Source organism: Pseudomonas taiwanensis DSM 21245 (assembly GCF_000425785.1).
GTDB classification, from domain to species: Bacteria; Pseudomonadota; Gammaproteobacteria; order Pseudomonadales; family Pseudomonadaceae; genus Aquipseudomonas; species Aquipseudomonas taiwanensis.
The window spans coordinates 14,798-33,695 of the sequence record NZ_AUEC01000029.1; the positions used below are offsets into that span (position 1 = coordinate 14,798).

Annotated in this window: 15 protein-coding genes; 3 read left to right on the forward strand and 12 right to left on the reverse strand. The window is 62.3% G+C overall.

What is annotated here, in order from left to right; genetic code table 11:
- Positions 1-70: 70 nt before the first annotated feature.
- The 8 genes from H620_RS0113890 to H620_RS0113925 all read right to left on the reverse strand — a co-directional run bounded on the left by H620_RS0113890 (position 71) and on the right by H620_RS0113925 (position 10,422).
- Positions 71-2,446: an efflux RND transporter permease subunit gene (locus H620_RS0113890; protein WP_027907516.1), complete on the reverse strand. Its 2,376-nt coding sequence runs from the start codon at positions 2,444-2,446 to the stop codon at positions 71-73.
- Between the two features lie 20 nt (positions 2,447-2,466).
- Positions 2,467-3,507 carry a YCF48-related protein gene (locus H620_RS0113895; protein WP_027907517.1) on the reverse strand — a complete coding sequence of 347 codons (1,041 nt, stop codon included), beginning with the start codon at positions 3,505-3,507 and terminating at the stop codon, positions 2,467-2,469.
- Between the two features lie 255 nt (positions 3,508-3,762).
- Entirely contained in the window at positions 3,763-6,420 is a 2,658-nt protein-coding gene (gene pepN / locus H620_RS0113900) for an aminopeptidase N (RefSeq protein WP_027907518.1), read from the reverse strand.
- 12 nt (positions 6,421-6,432) lie between these two features.
- Positions 6,433-7,263, reverse strand: coding sequence for a DUF2797 domain-containing protein (locus tag H620_RS0113905; protein WP_027907519.1), 831 nt, complete (start codon positions 7,261-7,263; stop codon positions 6,433-6,435).
- Positions 7,260-7,520 (reverse strand): YeaC family protein, encoded by a 261-nt coding sequence (locus H620_RS0113910; protein ID WP_023379492.1) that lies wholly within the window; start codon positions 7,518-7,520, stop codon positions 7,260-7,262. Before H620_RS0113910 ends, H620_RS0113905 begins: the two co-directional genes overlap by 4 nt.
- A 156-nt stretch (positions 7,521-7,676) precedes the next feature.
- Positions 7,677-8,564, reverse strand: coding sequence for a rhomboid family intramembrane serine protease (locus H620_RS0113915; RefSeq protein WP_023379491.1), 888 nt, complete (start codon positions 8,562-8,564; stop codon positions 7,677-7,679).
- Positions 8,561-9,532 (reverse strand): metallophosphoesterase, encoded by a 972-nt coding sequence (locus tag H620_RS0113920; RefSeq protein ID WP_023379490.1) that lies wholly within the window; start codon positions 9,530-9,532, stop codon positions 8,561-8,563. Before H620_RS0113920 ends, H620_RS0113915 begins: the two co-directional genes overlap by 4 nt.
- Entirely contained in the window at positions 9,532-10,422 is an 891-nt protein-coding gene (locus H620_RS0113925) for an NAD(+) kinase (protein WP_023379489.1), read from the reverse strand. Before H620_RS0113925 ends, H620_RS0113920 begins: the two co-directional genes overlap by 1 nt.
- A 43-nt stretch (positions 10,423-10,465) precedes the next feature.
- Here H620_RS0113925 and H620_RS0113930 point away from each other — a divergent pair, with 43 nt between their 5' ends.
- Positions 10,466-11,443, forward strand: a complete 978-nt coding sequence (locus H620_RS0113930) for a DUF1853 family protein (RefSeq protein WP_027907520.1) — start codon at positions 10,466-10,468, stop codon at positions 11,441-11,443.
- A 12-nt stretch (positions 11,444-11,455) separates the two neighbouring features.
- Here H620_RS0113930 and H620_RS0113935 read toward each other — a convergent pair whose 3' ends face one another.
- A complete protein-coding gene (locus tag H620_RS0113935) occupies positions 11,456-13,063 on the reverse strand; it encodes a WG repeat-containing protein (protein ID WP_027907521.1) in 1,608 nt (535 codons plus the stop codon).
- A 197-nt stretch (positions 13,064-13,260) separates the two neighbouring features.
- On the opposite strand from H620_RS0113935, the gene H620_RS0113940 reads away from it, so the two are divergent.
- Entirely contained in the window at positions 13,261-13,806 is a 546-nt protein-coding gene (locus tag H620_RS0113940; RefSeq protein ID WP_023379486.1) for a cytochrome b, read from the forward strand.
- Here the strand turns inward: H620_RS0113940 and H620_RS0113945 are convergent.
- From H620_RS0113945 to H620_RS0113960, 3 genes are all read right to left on the reverse strand, one after another.
- Positions 13,797-14,696: a 1-aminocyclopropane-1-carboxylate deaminase/D-cysteine desulfhydrase gene (locus tag H620_RS0113945; protein ID WP_023379485.1), complete on the reverse strand. Its 900-nt coding sequence runs from the start codon at positions 14,694-14,696 to the stop codon at positions 13,797-13,799. The two genes, H620_RS0113940 and H620_RS0113945, sit on opposite strands and share 10 nt — an antisense overlap.
- A gap of 672 nt (positions 14,697-15,368) precedes the next feature.
- Complete coding sequence (locus H620_RS0113955; protein ID WP_023379484.1) at positions 15,369-17,405, reverse strand: NADPH-dependent 2,4-dienoyl-CoA reductase; 2,037 nt, start codon at positions 17,403-17,405, stop codon at positions 15,369-15,371.
- Between the two features lie 245 nt (positions 17,406-17,650).
- On the reverse strand, positions 17,651-17,995 hold the full coding sequence (locus H620_RS0113960) for a hypothetical protein (protein WP_023379483.1): 345 nt from the start codon (positions 17,993-17,995) through the stop codon (positions 17,651-17,653).
- A gap of 188 nt (positions 17,996-18,183) precedes the next feature.
- Here H620_RS0113960 and H620_RS0113965 point away from each other — a divergent pair, with 188 nt between their 5' ends.
- Complete coding sequence (locus H620_RS0113965) at positions 18,184-18,891, forward strand: fimbrial biogenesis chaperone (protein WP_049818788.1); 708 nt, start codon at positions 18,184-18,186, stop codon at positions 18,889-18,891.
- Positions 18,892-18,898 lie beyond the last annotated feature (7 nt).

An 18,898-nucleotide genomic window follows, 5' to 3' on the forward strand; every position in this document is an offset into this window, starting at 1 on the left:
CTTATCGCCGGCAAGCCGGTTCCTACCCCCGGGTAGGAACCGGCTTGCCGGCGATCAAGACCCACGGCTGTCAATGGGCGAAGATCGACCCACCCTCCTTGCCCGCCAGCTTCTGCGGCTTGATCAAGAACCGCGCCAGCGCCGGCAGCAGCCACAGCGCACCGAACATGTTCCACAGCAGCATGAAGGTCAGCATCAGCCCCATGTCAGCCTGGAACTTGATCGCCGAGAAGATCCAGGTGCATACCCCGATGGCCAGGCACAACCCGGTGAACAACACCGCCTTGCCAGTAGAACGCAGGGTCTGGTAGTAGGCCTCCTGCAACGGCATGCCTGCGCGCAGGAAGCTCTCCAGGCGGCTGTAGATGTAGATGCCGTAGTCAACGCCAATACCCACCCCCAGGGCCACCACCGGCAAGGTGGCGACCTTCACGCCGATGCCCATGAACGCCATCAGCGCGTTACCCAGCACCGAAGTCAGCACCAGTGGCAGCACGATGCACAGGGTGGCGGCAAAGGAACGGAAGGTGATCATGCACATCACCGCCACGCAGATGTACACCAGGATCAGAATGGTCAGCTCGGCGGACTTGATGACCTCGTTGGTGGCCGCCTCGATACCGGCGTTACCGGCCGCGAGCAGGAACTGCAGCCCCTCTTTGTTGTGGCTGTCGGCAAAGGCCTTGGCCGCAGCAGTCGCCCGCTCCAGGGTTTCGGCCTTGTGGTCGTTCAGGAACACCAGCACCGGCGCCAGCGAACAATCGGCGTTGTACAGGCCATCGGCGCGGGCGATGGAGTTGTTGAGGATGTCCGGGTTGCGCGACAGGGTTTCCCATTTCAGGCTGCCCTCGTTCATGCCCTTGATCACTTGCTTGGACACCGTCACCAAAGAGATCGCCGACTGCACGCCAGGGGTGTTCTCCATGGTCCACATCAACTCGTCGATCGGCGCCATGGTCGAGTGGATCGAGCAGCTCTCGGACGGCGTCTTGACCATGATCACCAACACATCAGAGCTGGTGGAGTAGTTGCTGATGATGAAATTGTTGTCCTGGTTGTAGCGCGAGTCCGGGCGCAATTCCGGCGCACCCTGGTCAAGGTCGCCGATCTTCAGGTTCTGGCTGTACCAGAGCCCGCCAGCGAACATCACCAGAGCAAGGGCGATCGACACCGGCGCCACCTTGGCACTGGCGAAGTTGGACAACAGGCGCCAGAACGGATGCTCACGGGTGGCGTCCTTCTTGCTGCGCTCGATGGCCTTCTTGCTGATGCCCACATAGGAAATCGCCACCGGCAGCAGGATCAGGTTGGTGAATACGATCACCGCGACACCGATGGAGGCGCCAATGGCCAGTTCGCGGATAACGCCGATGTCGATGATCAACAAGGTGATGAAGCCCACCGCGTCGGCGAGAATGGCGATCATGCCCGGCAGGAACAGCTGGCGGAAAGTACGCCGCGCGGCAGTCAGGGCATTGTCGGCGTCGCTGGACTGCAGCGCGATGCCGTTGATCTTCTGCACGCCATGGGAAATACCGATGGCGAAGATCAGGAACGGCACCAGCATGGAGTAAGGGTCCAGGCCAAAGCCGACCGCGTGCATCAGCCCTAGCTGCCATACCACCGCCACCAGGGTGGTGATGAGCACGGCGATGGTGCTGCGGATGCACCAGGTGAACCAGTACAACAGGGCCCAGGTGATGAGCAGCGCCACACCGAAGAACATCGCCACCATCACCAGGCCGTCGATCAGGTCGCCGACTTTCTTGGCGAAGCCCACGATGTGAATCTTCACGTTGGGATTCTGGGCCTGGAACTTGTCGCGGATCTTCTCTTCCAGCTGGTGGGAGAATTGCTGGTAGTCAAGCTTGATGAGCTTACCCTGGTCCTGTGGGTCCGGGTAACGCTCGAGCAACGGCACATCGATGATGCTGGACTTGAAGTTGTTGCCCACCAGGCGACCGACCTGGCCCGACTTGAGCACGTTGTCGCGCAGCGCGTCGAGGCTCTCGGCCGAGCCGTTGTAGGTGTTGGGTATCACCTCACCACCGGAGAAACCTTCCTCGGTGACTTCGGTCCAGCGCACGCTGGGGCTCCACAGCGACTTGAGGCCTGCGCGATCGACACCGGGAATGTAGAACACCTCGTCATGGATCTGACGCAGGGTCTCCATGTAGTCCTTGTCGAAGATGTCGCCATTGACTGCTTCGACCGAGATGCGCACCGTATTGCCGAGGTTCGCCAGGTCGTTGCGGTGCTCCATCATCTGCTCGATGAACGGATGCTGCAGTGGGATCATTTTCTCGAAGCTGGTGGACGGGCGGATCTGCGTGGCCTGCCAGAACAGGAAAATGCTCACCAGCAGGCACAAAGCGATGACCACCGGGCGGTTGTTGAAGATCAGGCGTTCCAGCAACGTGGCCTTGTCCTGGTGGTGAGGATGCATGGTAATGCTCTCGCGACTGGTCATGGACGCACCTCCCCGGTAGTTTGCTCGCCACCTTCGGCTGTGGCCAGGTGCACACCGCCCTGCCCCACCAGCAACAAGCCTCCGTTGGCCAGGCCACTGACTCCGGCCAAGGCGATGCGGTCGGCGCGGTTATAGACGCTGAAGGTCTGGCCGTCATCGTGGCTGCGCAGCACGCTGCCACCATTGCCGACCAGCACCAGGGTGCCGTCATCGAGAAGCGTAGCGCTTGCCAGGCCGAATTCGAGCGTGCCACGTGTGGCCTTGAGTTCGATCGGCTGCCAGGTGTCGCCGAAATCGGTGGAGCGGAACAGGTTGCCGCGCAGGCCATAGGCGAGCAGCGTGCGAGGCTGGGAGGTGCCGATCACACCGAACAGCGACCCTTCGTAAGGCCCCTCGACCTTCGACCAGGTCTGGCCGTTGTCACCCGAGCGGAACATGCAGCCCTGCTCGCCGACGATGAACAGGCCCGCATCCTTGACCTGGGCAATACCGTTGAGATGCAGTTGATCGGGGTTGTCGAGGCGCTCGGCCACATCTTGCCAATGCTGGCCGCCATCGGTGGTTTCCAGCAACGCGCCATAGGCACCGACAGCAAATCCATGCTGGGCATCGAGGAAGCTGACATCGAGCAGCGGCGACTCGCGGGACAGGTCTTCGAACTGTTTGCTCCAGGTCGCGCCACCGTCGTTGCTGGCGAGGATCTGGGCATCGTGACCGACCGCCCAGCCGCGTTTGTCATCGAGAAAGAAGACAGCGGTCAGCAACTGCCGGGTGGGCACGCGTGCCTGGGTCCAGGCCTTGCCCTGGTCGTCGGAGAACAGGATATGGCCACGATCCCCCACCACCACCAGCCGTTTTCCGGCATGGGCAGCGTCGATCAACAGGCTCTGGCTGGCCTTGGCCGACTCGGTGGAATACTCCTGGGCGGCGGCCGCTTGCGTGGTGTGCGCCCACATACCCAATGCCAGCGCCAGCATCGCACCGGTCGCCAACGGCCAGGCACCACGCCTGGCCTGCGTCAAAAACCGCTCCCTCATGACCGTCCCCTGTTGTGTTTTTCTTGGTGGGTCTGTGCCTTGCAGGTACTGCGAAAAGCCTGATCTAGAGGCCTGCAATAGCTTGGGGTCATGCTATCGGGGAACGTCGCGGCAATACAACGGGCAGGACGTTATGTTTTGTTAACCGCCCCAAAAGCTTCGCGGGTAAACCCGCTCCTACCGTCATCCCACCGCAGTGGTGTACCTGTAAGAGCGGGTTTACCCGCGAAGAGGCGAGTTCAGCTTATCGGGCACTCAGGCCAGGCTCTTGCTCACCACTTCATACACATCGCTGGACAGCGCGCCCGAAGCGAGAATCCGCTCCAGCTCGCCCTTCATCAATGCCTGCCGCGCATCGTCGTACTTGCGCCAGCGGGTCAGCGGTGCCAACTGACGCGAAGCGATCTGCGGGTTCAGCGCATTCAGTTCGATCACCAGGTCAGCCAGGAAGCGGTACCCGGAACCGTCGGCCGCATGGAAGTTGACCAGGTTTTGCCCGGCGAACGCACCGATCAGCGCACGCACCTTGTTCGGGTTCTTCAACGTGAAGGCCGGGTGCTGCATCAGCGCCTTGACCCGCGCCAGGCCACCGGGCAACGCACTGGCCGCCTGCACGCTGAACCACTGGTCCATGACCAACGGGTTGTCCTTGAAATGTTCGGCAAAGGCCTCCAGCGCCTTGGCCCGCTCGGCTTCGAACGAGGCGTTGACCAACACGGCCAGGGCGGTCAGGCGCTCGGTCATGTTGTCGCAGTGCTCGAACTGCTCAAGTGTCGCTTCCAGCACCTGCGGCTTGCCGGTCAGCATCAGGTAGGACAGCGCGATGTTCTGCAGGCTGCGACGGGCAAAGTGCTCGGCTTGCGCCACATAGGGGGTGTTGCGCGATACCTCGCGGTTGGCCTGGTAGCGGGCCCACAGCGCGTCGAACAGCTGCTCGGCGATTTGCTGGCGAGCGAACTCGCGAGCTGCGTGGATCGCATCGACATCGGCCACCTGGCTGATCTCGGTGAGGTAGGCCTCGCCCGGTAGCGACAGCATTTCGGCGACCATGGCTGCATCGAGCGATGCGTTGCCCAGCACGGTGCCCAGGGCGGTGATCAGCCGCGGGTCGAGCTTCAGCGCTTCGCCGCGCTGATGCTGGCCGATCAGCTCCTGCAACACCTGCACCGACAGCTGCTGGCCCGCTTCCCAGCGGTTGAAGCCGTCGCTGTCATGCTGCATGAGGAACATCAGTTGGTCGCGGTCGTACGGGAAGCTCAGTTTCACCGGGGCGCTGAAACCGCGCAGCAGCGACGGCAGCGGCTTGGCCGCGATGCCCTGGAAGGTGAAGGTCTGTTCGGCTTCGGTCACCGACAGCACACGGGTGGTACCTGCTGCCGAGCCTTCACCGGCCAGCTGCAGTGGCAGGTCGTTGCCTGCAGCATCGAGCAGCCCCAGTTCGACCGGGATCACGAACGGCAGCTTCTCGACCTTGTCCGGGGTCGCCGGGCAGCTCTGGCGGAACGTCAGGCTGTAGGTCTGCGCCGTCGCGTCATAAGACTCGCTAACCTCCAGGCGCGGCGTGCCGGCCTGGCTGTACCAACGCTTGAACTGGGTGAAATCGACACCGTTGGCGTCTTCCATGGCCTTGATGAAGTCATCGGTGGTCACCGCCTGGCCATCGTGGCGTTCGAAGTACAGGTCGCTGCCCTTGCGGAAGCCCTCGGCGCCCAGCAGGGTACGGACCATGCGCACCACCTCGGCGCCCTTCTCGTAGACGGTCAGGGTGTAGAAGTTGGAGATCTCGATGAAGCTGTCCGGGCGCACCGGGTGGGCCATGGGGCCGGCATCTTCGGCGAACTGGTGGGTGCGCAGGTAGGCGACGTCCTCGATGCGCTTGACCGTGCGCGAGTTCATGTCGGCACTGAATTCGGCATCGCGGAACACCGTGAAGCCTTCCTTGAGCGACAGCTGGAACCAGTCGCGGCAGGTCACGCGGTTGCCCGACCAGTTGTGGAAATACTCGTGGGCAACCACGCCTTCGACGCGCTGGTGGGCGGCGTCGGTGGCGGTTTCGGCACGGGCCAGCACACAACTGGAGTTGAAGATGTTCAGGCCCTTGTTTTCCATGGCGCCCATGTTGAAGTCGTTGACCGCGACGATCATGAAGATATCCAGGTCGTATTCACGGCCGTAGACCTGTTCGTCCCAACGCATGGAGTTCTTGAGGCTGACCATCGCGTGGTCGCACTTGTCGATGTTCTCGGGCTCGACGTAAATGCGCAGGGTCACGTCGCGACCGGACTGGCGGGTGAAGCTGTCCTCGACACACCACAGGTCTCCGGCCACCAGGGCGAACAGGTAGGCCGGCTTCTTGAACGGGTCTTCCCAGGTCGCCCAGTGCCGGCCATCCTCGGCCGGGCCGCTGCCGACCGGGTTGCCGTTGGACAGCAGCACCGGGTAGCGATGCTGCTCGGCGATCACCGTGGTGGTGAAGGTGCTCATCACGTCCGGGCGGTCGAGGTAATAGGTGATCTTGCGGAAACCTTCTGCCTCGCACTGGGTGCAGAACATCTTGCCGGACTTGTAAAGGCCTTCGAGGGCTGTGTTGGATTCCGGGTGGATCTTCACGCTGGTATCGAGGGTGAAGCGCTCGCCTTCAGGCTGCACGGTCAGGCTGTCGCCATCGAGCTGGTAGTCGCCCGCCTGTAACTCCTGATCGTCCAGCGACGCACGCAACAGTTCCAGTTGCTGGCCATCGAGCACCAGCGGCGGCAGACCGGCGCCACGCTCGGGGTTGCGGCGCATGACCAGTTGCGCATGGACCAGCGTGTGGTCCTCGAACAGCTCGAAGGTCAGGTGCGTCTCGTCGATCAGGTACTCAGGGGCCTGATAATCCTTGAGGTAGATCACTTGCGGTTGTTCGGTGCGCATGGTGACGATCCTTTACTGAAGCACGGCCAGTTGGTAGGCCGTGTACTTGCGAATGTTGATCACGCCGGTGTCAAAAATCAGGTACTGGCCCTTGATGCCCAGCAGCGTGCCTTCCACCACCGGGTCCTTGTCGAGGTTGAAGCTGACGATCTTTTTCGGGTAAGCCTCCACCGGGTAACGCATCTCGACCACCTCGGCATCCGCCAACGGCTGGATGGCCTGCAAGCCGAAACGCTCCTGCAAACTGCGGATACCGTCGGCGCAGGCGTCGAAGATCTGCTCGCGGATGGCCATGAGGTCGAGCACCTCGGCGTCGCCCTTTAGCAGCGTGCGCCAATTGGTGCGGTCCGGTACCTGGCTGCGCAGCACATCTTCGACCAGACCCGATTGCTGACGGGTGGCCACGCGCATGATCGGCAGCGCCTGGCTAGCCCCCTGGTCGAGCCAGCGGGTGGGCAGTTGAGTGGCGCGGGTGATGCCGACCTTGATACCCGACGAATTGGCCAGGTACACCACGTGGTCAGTCATGCAGAACTGCTCGCCCCAGGCGGGTTCGCGGCAAGTGCCTGCGTCGTAGTGGCATTTCTCCGGGGCCATGATGCACACGTCGCACTGGGCCAGCTTGGTCATGCACGGGTAGCAGTAGCCCTGGCTGAAGCTGGTCTTGGTGCGTTTGCCACAGTGGGTGCAATGAATGGCGCCAAGGTATTCCAGGCGGATCGACTGCCCGATCAGCGGGTTCACCGGCACCTGCGTGTCATCCAGGCGGAAGCTGTACTGGACGACCGGCGCTTCCAGGCGTACCGCCATCTTGCTCAGAGAGCCACGAGCGAGTTCGATCAATGTACCGAGTCCGACTTGAACAGAATGTTAGGGATTGGCGCAGATTTCGACGAGCACTCTTGCGGGCCCATGTAGCCGGTGCGCTGCTCCTCGGGGAGGTTCTTCATCTCCCAGGCGATCACGGCCTGTAGCGACAGCTCTTTCTGCTCGGGGGTGAGTTTGCGGCCATCGGACCATTTGCCGATTTCCACGGCCGTTTTCAGGCTTGCATAGATTTCAGGGGTAATGTTTTCGATCATTTGCGCGAAAGTGGACATAGCGTCTCCTGGGGTTTGGACGAAAATCGCCGAACGGCGATCAGGCGAGGCAAAAACAGGCGAGGAAGCGGAGTTTACTGTTTGTAAATACGCTATCCGAGCCTGTTTTCAACGCAGCATGATGGTCGGGCAGGCACTTCTCGTACAAAGCCGTAATCAAACCGACAGTTTACGCCGGGCAAGGGCCCCACCCAAGAGGCCCGTCAAGCATCCGATGAGCAACCCGCCGACATGGGCGGCGTTGGCGATCTGACCAAACCCGAGCTGGCCGACCACGCCGGTCAGGCAGATGACCAGCCAGATCAGCATCATCACCAGTACCCCCTTGGGCAGGCTGAACAGCGGGTTCGGCGCGAGCCATTGGTACAACCAGATGTGCCCCAGCAACCCGTACAGCACGCCGGACAAGCCGCCGAACAGGCTCGGCCCGCTCGCGAAATGCTGGGCCAGGTTGGACACCAGGCTGAATAACAGGGTCAGGCCGAGCAGCATCCATGGACCCTGGCGCAGTTCGATGCGTTTGCCCAGCTCCCAGTACCATAGGCCATTCATCGCCAGGTGCAGCACGCCAAAGTGCAACAGCATGGGCGAGACCAGCCGCCACCATTGCCCATCGCCCAGGCTTTGCGCCAAGGGGGTGAAGTACAGGTATTCGCCCTGGACGCGGAAGTCCAGAAAGGTGAACCAACCTATGGTGGTGAAGTTCTCGCCCAAGCCAGTGAGGCCAGCGACCACCAGGCACAGGAACAGGATGAAGGCGGTGACCTTGCAGGCACGGGCTTGTTCGGCCAGGGACGGTGGTGCTGGAGCATTCACCGGCATACTGGCTTCCACAGGGGGTTGCGCAAGCGGTACGTCGGCGTTGCCGTCCGGGAAGCGCTGATAAAGCTGGAGGACGTCGGCGGCCATTGTCTCTGGCGCCCACAGCACCTGGGCTTCGCCCTCCACGATCACACGGTGCGGCACCTGCAGGCGCTGCAGCAGCTGGACGAAGCCGCTGAGGTCGACCGTCAGCGGCAGGCGTATCACTTCAACGACGTTCATTGGTTGGCCTGCGGTCGGTCGACATCGACCCAGACGAACTTGTGCGGGTCGATACGGGTTTCGTCATCCAGCCGGTAGGCCACCAGTTTGCCGTACAGCACCGCGCTGTAGTCCAGGCAGGCCAAGTTGTCGCGAATCGGCGCCGGTCGGCCACTACGCCAGTAATGGCCAACGAACAGCATGGGCTCGTCCTCGGCATAGCGCAGCAAAGCATTTTTCTCGGTGTGGCTGAGCGGTGTCCTGGCCACTTCCTCCGGCAAGGCATCGGGCTGGAACACGATGTCGCCGTAGGTCTGCGGGTCTTCCTCCCAGAACTTGGTGCGGAAAAAGGCTCGGGTCAGGCCATCGCCACCGGTCAGGGTCAGGCCGTCCGGCAGGCGCATGTCGGTGCCGCGCAACAGGCGATTGCACACGGTGGCGGCAAAGCTGCCGGACACCGCCGATGCCTGGATGAAATGCTCGTCGATGCGCCCTTGCGGATATTGCTGGCGTAACGGTTCGATCAGACGGGCGTCCCAGCAGGCGTGCACCAGGCGGAAACGCCCGGCATCGACGAACAGCGGCAGCTCATGGAACCACTGCAGGAAGTCGTGCCAGTCGCCTGGATGATGGGCGAACTGAGTCAGGGTCTCGTCGATCAGGCGGGCATGCCGGGGTGTATGTTCGCGCACGTAGGCCTTGCCACTGCCCGGCAGTGCCGGGGTCACCCAGCCCAGGGCGTTGTATTCATGGTTACCCATGATGCAGAACGCCTGGCCGGCTTCGACCATGTCGTGGACGATGTGCAGCGCCTCGCGAATGCGCGGCCCGCGATCGACGATGTCACCCAGGAACAACGCCTGGCGCCGAGGGTGGCGCCAGACACCGCCGACCCGTTTGTAGCCGAGGGCGTCGAGCAGCCGTTCGAGGGTCAGTGCACAGCCGTGCACGTCGCCGATGATGTCGAAACTTCGCGCCGGATCGAGCATCAGTCGTCCCTACCTCCCAGGCGGCTGCCCCAGCCGAGCTTGGTGCGGCAGACCTCGTAGTAGTTGTGGTCCAGCGGATGGATCAGGCGCAGCTTCTGTGGCTTCTTGCTCACCGTGATGGTGTCGCCAGGGGCGCAGGTGAAGTGGTTCTGGCCATCACAGGAAACCTGCGGGTAGATCTGCAGGTCCTTGGACACGACGATTTTCAGCTCGCTGTTGCCGTCCACCACGATCGGCCGCCCAGACAGGGTATGCGGGTACATCGGTACGATCACGATGGCGTCGAGTTTGGGGTGCATGATCGGGCCGCCAGCGGACAGCGCATAGGCGGTGGAGCCGGTGGGCGTGGCGACGATCAGGCCGTCGGCTTTCTGGCTGCAGACGAACTGGCCGTCGATGTAGATCTCGAACTCGATCATCCGCGTCGACTTGCCAGGGTGCAGCACCACGTCGTTGAGCGCATCGCCCTGTCCGATGGCCTCGTTATGGCGGCGCACCTCGGCCTGCAGCAGGAAGCGGTTTTCCACCAGGTAATGGCCGTCGAGCACCTCGGCGACTTTCACTTCCAGCTCGTCCGGGCGGATATCGGTCAGAAAGCCCAGGTTACCCCGGTTGATGCCCAGCACCGGAATATTGTGACGGGCCAAGGCGCGGGCGGCGCCCAGCAGACTGCCGTCGCCCCCTACCACGATGACCAGGTCACAGACCTCGCCTAGCAATTTGCGGGTGGAGGTTTGCAGGCCATGGCCGGGCAGGACTTCGGCGATGGTGTCCTCGAGGATCACGTGCAGGTGGCGCTCGAGGAGGAATTTTTTCAGTCGGCGAATGGTGTCGAGCACCTGCGAGCTGCCAAGGCGTCCGATGATACCGATATTGCGAAATTGCTCCATGGGGCTCCTGCGAGGCTCTGCGGCGGGTGACTATGCCGGGATTATGGGCGAAACGACCGGGCAGCGGCAAACCGGCTATGCTCGCAGGATGATGCCTTTTGCCGATCTGCACGACCTGCCCCGCCAACTTCGCCGCCCAGCGGTTCGCGACCTGGCATGGGTACTGCTGTCGCCGCCGCTGCTCAGTGCCCCGCCCTGCCCCCAGCGCCATCCGCTGACGGGCAGTGCCTGGGCGGACGATCCACAAGGCCTGGCGCTGTGGCTACGGTCGCTGGATGCCGACGACCAGCCGCTGCGCGCCTGGCTGGTACAGCTGACCAGCCAGCGTTTGGGCTTGTACTACGAAAGTCTCTGGCAGTTTGCCCTGCGCCACGCCCCTGGCGTCGAGTTGCTGGCCGGCAACCTGGCGATTCGCCAAGGCGGTAGAACGCTGGGCGAATTGGATATCCTCCTGCGCGATCGCGAGGGCGTGCATCATCTGGAACTGGCGATAAAGCTGTACCTCGGCCCCCAGCAGACTGACGGCCACGACCCGGCCGATTGGCTGGGCCCCGGCTGCCACGACCGACTAGGCAGCAAACTGGCCCATGTCGTGGGTCACCAGTTGCCCATGTCGCGCAGTGCACAGGCACGTGACAGGCTGGCCGATCTGGGTGTCGATGAGATCAATGCGCACTTGTGGATGAGCGGCTACCTGTTCTACCCCTGTCCCGGCCAGACCGACTCACCGTCGCCGAGCAATCCGCAACATTTGCGTGGGCACTGGTCGCACCGCAAGGATTGGTCACCGCCACCACAGCAGTGCTGGCAGCCTTTGCCGCGCCACGCGTGGCTGGCACCGGCTCGCTTCCAGGCCGAGGACCTGCTGGTGCGTGCTGGCATCGGCGAATGGTTGCAGGCACTGGACGAGCATGCCCCTGCACAATTGCTGGTCCGCCTGGAGGAGCAGGCGGACGGGGCGTGGGAAGAGGCAGAGCGGCTGTTCCTGGTCGCTGACGACTGGCCGCACCTGCCCCTTTGAGAACGCCGTGCCTCAGGAGGCGTCGGCTACCGGTTCAGCCTTGGGGCAGTGGGCTTGGGCATCGGTCGGCCAGAGCACCTTGCCCTTGCCATCGACTACCTGCTCGGCACCGCACGGTAAGCGGTTGGTGTCGAACACCACCGTGCCATCGAGGCGATACATGGCCCGCAAGGTGCTGACCGCATCGTCGTTGTACCCTTCGACGCGATAACCAAAGATCACTCCGCGGTCCATGTCGACTTTGATGGCCTGCCATTTGGCCGGCACCAACAACTTGCCGTCCAGGTCGTAGAGGGCGCGATTGGCGTCGGTGGACTCACCCTCGGCGGCAAGCACGTGCTGCTTGTCGGCGGTCAGCGAGAGCCTGACGAACTGCTCCGGCTTGATCAACACCGTGCCTTTGGCATCCATCATCCCCACAGTGCGCACCTGATCGGGCATCCCCCAGACCTTGACGGTCTTGCGCGGCGATTGCAGCTCGGAATAGGCGAAACGCTCAGGCGCCAGCACACCGACCTCAGCATAAGTGGGCTCGATCAACACGGTGCCTTTATCCAGGTCGACGGTGCCAAAGGTGGCCAGGAAACTGTTCTGCATCACGCCAATATGGCTGAAGCCCGGACGATGACCGATCATGCCGGTGCCGGTACCCGCATCACCAATGGAGTCGTACTTCGGCTCGATCAGCCACTTGCCGTCATGGCCGATCATCCCCGCCTTGCCCCTTCCCGCCTCGGTACGCGGCTGTTGCACCATCGCACCGGTCTTGCCGAACGCTTCGCAGGTTTCATACCGAGGCTCGATGACCGTCTTGCCTTGGTAATCCATATAGCCGCACATCCCGTCGTAGGTGGCCTTGAAGGCCACCAATCCAGCCCCTGGGTTACCCAGCCAGAACTTGCCGAAAGGCACCACCAGGTTACCCGCGGCATCGGCCAGACCCGAGCCTTCGGCACCTTCGCGCTTGACCACCAGGTGGCCGTCGCCGACGACGACGATGTCATCGAAGTCGAGCTTGCGCAGCGTGCGAGTATCCAGGTTATAGCCCCAGCTTTCGCCTTCGCGCTTGGCGAGCACCCAGTTACCTTTCATGGCGCCACGCACGTACATCGAATCGAACACCGGGTCACTGACCTTCTCGCCCTTGACCGTGAGAATGCCGCGCAGTTCGTTCACTTCATAAACGATGAAGTCATTCTCGCCGCCGACATATACGGTGTCGAAGAGCGCCGGCTGGACTTCCTTGCCCTGCTCGTCCATCACACCGACCTTGCCATCACGGACAAAGCCGAACAAGCCAGGGGTCAGGGTATACAGCTCATCGGTGATATCGGCTTTGATCACCTGCTTGCCATCACGGCGGGCCAGGCTCCAGTGATCACCATCGCCAAAAATGAAGGAATTGCTGAAAGGTACGGTGTAGAGGCCCGAATAAGTGTTATCGGGGCCCACCAGCAAACTGCCAGTCTGGTCAATGACCGCGCATTGGTCGTTGACGCACAGGGGGATGGTCAGGTTGGCAAGCGGTTTGGTTTCGGGGGTTTGCTGGCAACCGCCCAGCATGAGAGTGGATAAAGCACAAAGCAGCGCCGCCTTCGAAGCGGCTGTGAAAGGTTTCATTTACACAGAGTCCTTGTGTAGAAAATCGTATAACTTGCTTCCTTGAGCTAACAGCAAATAGCTATTCGCCATCGCTCAGCGGATTGTATCGACGAAGTTTCACAGATCTAAAGCAAAAAAAAGATTCCCGTACCAGTTACAGTTAGGAACGAGCGCCGCCAAGAGCGTTCTTTTCGACCTGATGACGAGGACCGACCATGGCTTCATCCACCCCCGCGACTCATTACGCACGCCTGTCCATCGCCCTGCATTGGCTGATGCTGGTGTTGCTCGCCGCTGTATACGCCTGCATCGAGTTGCGCGGCCTGTTCCCCAAGGACAGCGCCGAACGCAACTTGATGAAAGACCTGCACTTCATGCTTGGCCTGACGGTATTCGTGCTGGTCTGGTTGCGCCTTGCCGTACGGGTGACTCGACCGACACCCCCCATCGTGCCCAAGCCACCTGCCTGGCAAACCGGCCTCGCGCACCTGATGCACCTGGCGCTGTATCTGTTGATGATCGGTTTGCCGCTGGCCGGGTGGTTGATTCTGAGCGCCGCCGACAAGCCGGTGCCGTTCTATGGCCTGGAACTGCCACACCTGATCGGTGCCGACCCGGATCAAGCCAAGTTCATCAAGGGCTGGCATGAGCGCGTGGGCAGCTGGGGCTACTGGCTGATCGGCCTGCACGCACTGGCCGGCCTGTACCACCACTATGTGCAGCGCGACAACACGCTGCTGCGCATGCTGCCCTACAAGTAACCGCGCCGCCCCTGCAGGCCACCGGTGTGCAGAAAGATCAGGCGGGTGCCGGGCTCGAACAGCCCGGCCTCAGCCTGGTCGCGCAAGGCCAGCAAGGCCTTGCCGGTGTAGACGGCTTCGAGCGGCACACCACTGTGTCGCTCGCACGCGTCGACGAACGCCAGCAGGTCCTCATCGAACTTGGCAAAACCGCCACGACAGGCTTCGTGCAGCTGGTAACCGTCAGCGCCGACCAGTTCCCTGACCGTCTGCGGCACACCATGATCCCACGGCACTGCCAACGCGCCATGAACGGCGTGCCTACCCGCCTCGGCCAGTACCAGGCCCGCCAGCGTGGTCCCGGTTCCTGCCGCCAACCACCAGGCATCGTACGCTGACCACCCCAGCGCTCCCAGTTGCGCCTGTGCCTGCTCGACGATCGCTGCACAACCCTCGGCGCCCGCCAACCCGCCACCGCCTTCGGGAATGCAGTGCCATCCCGGGTAGCGAGCCTGCCAGGGCGCCCAGAAACCGGGCTCGTGGCGCGCACGGTAACCGTCGTATCCAAGCCAGTGCAGCTCCATGCCAAAGCCCTGCAAGTCCCGAACGGTTGGCGTGTCCTGGGCATGACCGCGCAGCAGCCCCACCGTGGCGAAACCAAAGCGTTTACCGGCAGCGGCCAGGGCGTGGAGGTGATTGGAATGGTTGCCGCCAAGGCTTATCAGGCCGGGCGCGCCCTTTTCATGTGCGCGTTGCAGGTGGTGGCGCAGCTTGAACCATTTGTTGCCGCTGATCAGCGGGTCGATCAGGTCCAGGCGCAGGATGGCGGCTTCGATCGCAGCGTTTTGCAGCCATGGCAGATGAAAAGTTTGCAAGAACGCGGAGGGTAGCTCTGAGAGGCACGGGGACATGGCGAGAGACCTTGGTTGGTGCTGCAGTTTACCAGGCGAAGCAGCAGGGCCTGGGGCATGAGCCACCTTTCCACGAATAGATAACGAATCTTCCTAAGCGCCCCAGCCCCCCCTGCATACAGATAGAGATTCATTTTTTAACGTCGCTCGCCTGTCTCTTGAGGAAGGCGAGCCTCTCATATCCTCAGCGTTCGTTATCGCGCCTCCCGAAACCCTGGAAGCCGAGGATCTGGCTCAGCGCATCGATGTATTCACCCGATGGCTGGCCAATGTCAGTGAGGGTCACCTCTGCCTGCAACGGTTGCACACTTGCAGCGCCAAGTTATGGGTGGCCGGAAATGCAATGGCGCTGTCAGGGGCATTGGGCGATATCGTTACCCTGCTCACCACCACTCCTCGTGCGCCGCAATACGGGTAGAGCCTTGCCATAAACCTGCACACAACGATCTGCGGCTCGCTGCCCGACCTCACCGAGCAGGCGCTTTCCTACCTACCCACATTGCTCTCGCAACAACCGCTTATGCCTAGGTGCGATATGCACAACGTGACCGAAATTGCGACTTTCCCATAAAGCGCTCGTTAGCACTGAGCCAGAAACCATGTCCGAACCGATGGTGCCAGCCTTCAAGCCTAAAGGTCAGCACCACCGCAACTACTTGGACAGCGAGTGGCTCAAAGCTCCGCCGCCAACCGCGACCCTTGGTTGATCGCCCGCTTGGCGTCCAGTTCGGCAGCAACGTCGGCCCCACCGATCAGGTGAACCGACTGCCCCGCCGCCGCCAACCCTTCATGCAACTCACGAAGTGGATCCTGCCCGGCGCAAATCACCACATTGTCCACCGCCAACACCTGCGGCTCCCCCTCGCCGACGCGGATGTGCAGGCCGTCGTCGTCGATCTTCAGGTACTCGACGCTGTTGAGCATCTGCACATGCTTGTTCTTCAAGCCCGTACGGTGGATCCAGCCGGTGGTCTTGCCGAGGCCGTCGCCGACCTTGGATTTCTTGCGCTGTAGCAAGTACACCTGCCGTGCAGGCGCATGCGGCTGGGCTTTGATACCCGCCACGCCGCCGCGTGCTTCGAGGTGCGTATCGATGCCCCACTCCTTCCAGAACGCGTCACGGTCCTGGCTGCTGGCCACCCCCTGATGCACCAGGTATTCGGAAACGTCGAAACCGATACCGCCCGCCCCGATCACCGCCACGCTCTTGCCCACCGGCTTGCGCTCCAGCAGCACGTCCAGGTAGCTGAGGACCTTGTTGTGCTCGACCCCTGGAATGGCCGGGGTACGGGGAACAATGCCGGTCGCCAGGATGATTTCGTCGAACTTCCCCTGCACCAATGCCTCGACGTCGACACGGGTGTTCAAGCGCAGCTCTACGCCGGTGCTGCGCACTTTGTTGCGGAAGTAGCGAAGCGTCTCGAAGAACTCTTCCTTGCCCGGCACCCGCTTGGCGACGTTGAACTGGCCGCCCACTTCGTCTGCTGCATCGAACAGGGTCACCTCATGGCCTCGCTCGGCAGCCACGGTCGCGGCCGCCAGACCGGCAGGGCCGGCGCCGACCACGGCGATCCGCTTGACCTTCGTGACCGGCAGGTAATTCAACTCGGTCTCGTGACAGGCCCGTGGGTTGACCAGGCAACTGGTCAGCTTGCCACCGAACGTGTGGTCCAGGCAGGCCTGGTTGCAGCCGATGCAGGTGTTGATTTCATCGGCACGGCCTTCGGCGGCCTTATTGACGAAATCTGGGTCCGCCAGGAACGGCCGGGCCATCGAGACCATGTCGGCATCGCCCTCGGCCAGCACCGCCTCGGCCACTTCCGGCGTGTTGATGCGGTTAGTGGTGATCAGCGGGATCTTGACCGCACCGCGCAGCTTGGCGGTGACCTTGGTGAATGCCGCGCGCGGCACTTTGGTGGCAATGGTCGGAATTCGCGCCTCATGCCATCCGATGCCGGTGTTGATCAGCGTCGCGCCTGCGCGCTCGATGGCCTGGGCCAGCAGTACGATCTCATTCCAACTGCTGCCACCTTCGACCAGGTCGAGCATCGACAGGCGGAAAATGATGATGAATGCCGGCCCTACCGCCTCGCGCACGCGGCGGACGATCTCGACCGCCAGGCGCATGCGGTTTTCGTAGCTGCCACCCCAGCGGTCCGTGCGGTGGTTGGTGTGGGCGGCCAGGAACTGGTTGATGAAATACCCTTCCGACCCCATGACCTCGACACCGTCGTATCCAGCGCGCTGGGCCAGCACGGCACAATTGACGAAGTCGGCGATCTGCTTTTCGATCCCCGCCTCGTCCAGCTCCTTGGGCTTGAAGGGGTTGATCGGAGCCTGGATGGCGCTGGGCGCGACTTGGCGTGGGCTGTACGCATAGCGCCCGGCGTGGAGTATCTGCAGGCAGATCTTGCCGCCAGCGGCGTGCACGGCGTCGGTGACGATCCGGTGCTTGTCGGCTTCTTCCTCGGTGCTCAGCTTGGCCGCGCCAGAATAAACGCCCCCTTCATCGTTGGGCGCAATACCCCCCGTGACCATGAGCCCGACGCCACCGCGCGCGCGCTCGGCAAAGTAGGCCGCCATGCGTTCGAAACCGCCGGGACGCTCTTCAAGGCCGGTGTGCATCGAGCCCATCAAGGTGCGGTTACGCAAGGTGGTAAAGCCCAGGTCGAGCGGGGCCAGCAAGTGCGGATAGCGGTCGGCAGCCATGAAACGGTTCCCCATGTGGCGTGATCACGGAAATGCAGGCACCTCGCACGCTGGCGGGGCCTATCGTTTATCTGCTGCGACATTAAACAGCCGTTTGAATGGGCTCAATGATCGGAAATTACAACTTACTGATCAAAATGCGCAGCCGCTTCGCCACACGAAGCGTCAGGTCATTCAATGCAGTCCGACGTACCTTCAGGTTTTCCTTCGACGCGGTTCGAACGAACGCCGACGGTATTCAAGGCCTACGGTGACGTCAGGATGACCACGTAGTGACCTTGTGTCGGGGGCTCGCCGCGCTCATCGACCAGCCTGTAAGCCTGATCGACGGTAGGCCCTCGGTCGACCCGTAACGCCCGAACCGGCACCGCCAGATCGTCCACGCCCTGGATACCGATGACGCTGTCACGAGCCAGCGCCGGACAGGCCTCCATTCGCCAGCCGCCAGTGCCGGCGGTGGTCGTGCACGACGGCTCGACGATGCTGCCGGTGAACTGCAGCATGCCCGAGACAACGACGGCGTCTGCCTGGGCCTGACCAACCAGGCCCAGGCACACTGCAACACTCAATGCGAATCGCTTGCTGCCCATGATTTTCACTCTCCCGATAACCCAATGTTGAGCCTATCGGATGAACGTCAGGCAGCCTGGCCGCGGGCGTGAGGTAGTTCACAAAACAAAGAAGCCAATTTAAGAAACGTCTCAAAGCCTGCGACCGCTGCGATGCCTAGGATGGCTGAGACTCTCCCGACCCGCATCACCGGAGCCATTCCCTGACCATGTCGCCGCGCTCGCTTCGTACCCTCTTGCTCCCAGCCATGGCGGCGATCGTCATGACGGGCCTGGCGTCCAATGCTTGGGCCCAACTCAAGATCGAAGGCACGCGCCTTGTCTACCTGGGAACGAACAAGGAAGCGAGCCTCAACGTCATCAATCGCAGCGACCTGGACACGGTCATGCAAAGTTGGGTCAGCGCACCCGACGAGCACGACGATGCCCCCTTCGCCATCGTCCAGCCATTGACGCTGATCCCCCCCAACGGTCAACAGACGCTGCGGATACTGTACGCAGGCAAGGGCCTACCCCAGGACCGGGAATCACTGTTCTGGCTGAACATCCTCGAGATCCCGCGCAAGCCCGCGCAAACCGATACCCTGCAGTTCGCCATCCGCCAGCGCCTGAAGCTGTTCTATCGTCCCGCCGGCCTGCCAGGCTCGTCCAGCGAAGCGGCCACCGGCCTGCAATGGCGCAAGCGCGAGCCTCGTTCGATCGAAGTCAGCAATCCAAGTGCCTTCCATGTTTCGCTGATCGATCTCCAACTCGATAGCCTCGGGCAGTCATACCCGCTTACGGACTACCTCCTCCTGCGCCCAGGGGAATCGCTCACCCTCGAAGCGCCTTCGACACTGCCTGCACAGAGTCGTGTGGCATTCAGCGAGCTCACCGATATCGGCCTGCAGAAACGCCACCGCGTCGCGCTGCCGTGAACACACC

Bases quoted from the DNA above. Each gene is read 5' to 3' on its own strand.
- H620_RS0113890 (WP_027907516.1), bottom strand. From the start codon at position 2,446: ATGCATCCTCACCACCAGGACAAGGCCACGTTGCTGGAACGCCTGATC.
- H620_RS0113895 (WP_027907517.1), bottom strand. From the start codon at position 3,507: ATGAGGGAGCGGTTTTTGACGCAGGCCAGGCGTGGTGCCTGGCCGTTG.
- pepN (WP_027907518.1), bottom strand. From the start codon at position 6,420: ATGCGCACCGAACAACCGCAAGTGATCTACCTCAAGGATTATCAGGCC.
- H620_RS0113910 (WP_023379492.1), bottom strand. From the start codon at position 7,520: ATGTCCACTTTCGCGCAAATGATCGAAAACATTACCCCTGAAATCTAT.
- H620_RS0113915 (WP_023379491.1), bottom strand. From the start codon at position 8,564: ATGAACGTCGTTGAAGTGATACGCCTGCCGCTGACGGTCGACCTCAGC.
- H620_RS0113920 (WP_023379490.1), bottom strand. From the start codon at position 9,532: ATGCTCGATCCGGCGCGAAGTTTCGACATCATCGGCGACGTGCACGGC.
- H620_RS0113925 (WP_023379489.1), bottom strand. From the start codon at position 10,422: ATGGAGCAATTTCGCAATATCGGTATCATCGGACGCCTTGGCAGCTCG.
- H620_RS0113930 (WP_027907520.1), top strand. From the start codon at position 10,466: ATGGGCGAAACGACCGGGCAGCGGCAAACCGGCTATGCTCGCAGGATG.
- H620_RS0113935 (WP_027907521.1), bottom strand. From the start codon at position 13,063: ATGAAACCTTTCACAGCCGCTTCGAAGGCGGCGCTGCTTTGTGCTTTA.
- H620_RS0113940 (WP_023379486.1), top strand. From the start codon at position 13,261: ATGGCTTCATCCACCCCCGCGACTCATTACGCACGCCTGTCCATCGCC.
- H620_RS0113945 (WP_023379485.1), bottom strand. From the start codon at position 14,696: ATGTCCCCGTGCCTCTCAGAGCTACCCTCCGCGTTCTTGCAAACTTTT.
- H620_RS0113955 (WP_023379484.1), bottom strand. From the start codon at position 17,405: ATGGCTGCCGACCGCTATCCGCACTTGCTGGCCCCGCTCGACCTGGGC.
- H620_RS0113960 (WP_023379483.1), bottom strand. From the start codon at position 17,995: ATGGGCAGCAAGCGATTCGCATTGAGTGTTGCAGTGTGCCTGGGCCTG.
- H620_RS0113965 (WP_049818788.1), top strand. From the start codon at position 18,184: ATGTCGCCGCGCTCGCTTCGTACCCTCTTGCTCCCAGCCATGGCGGCG.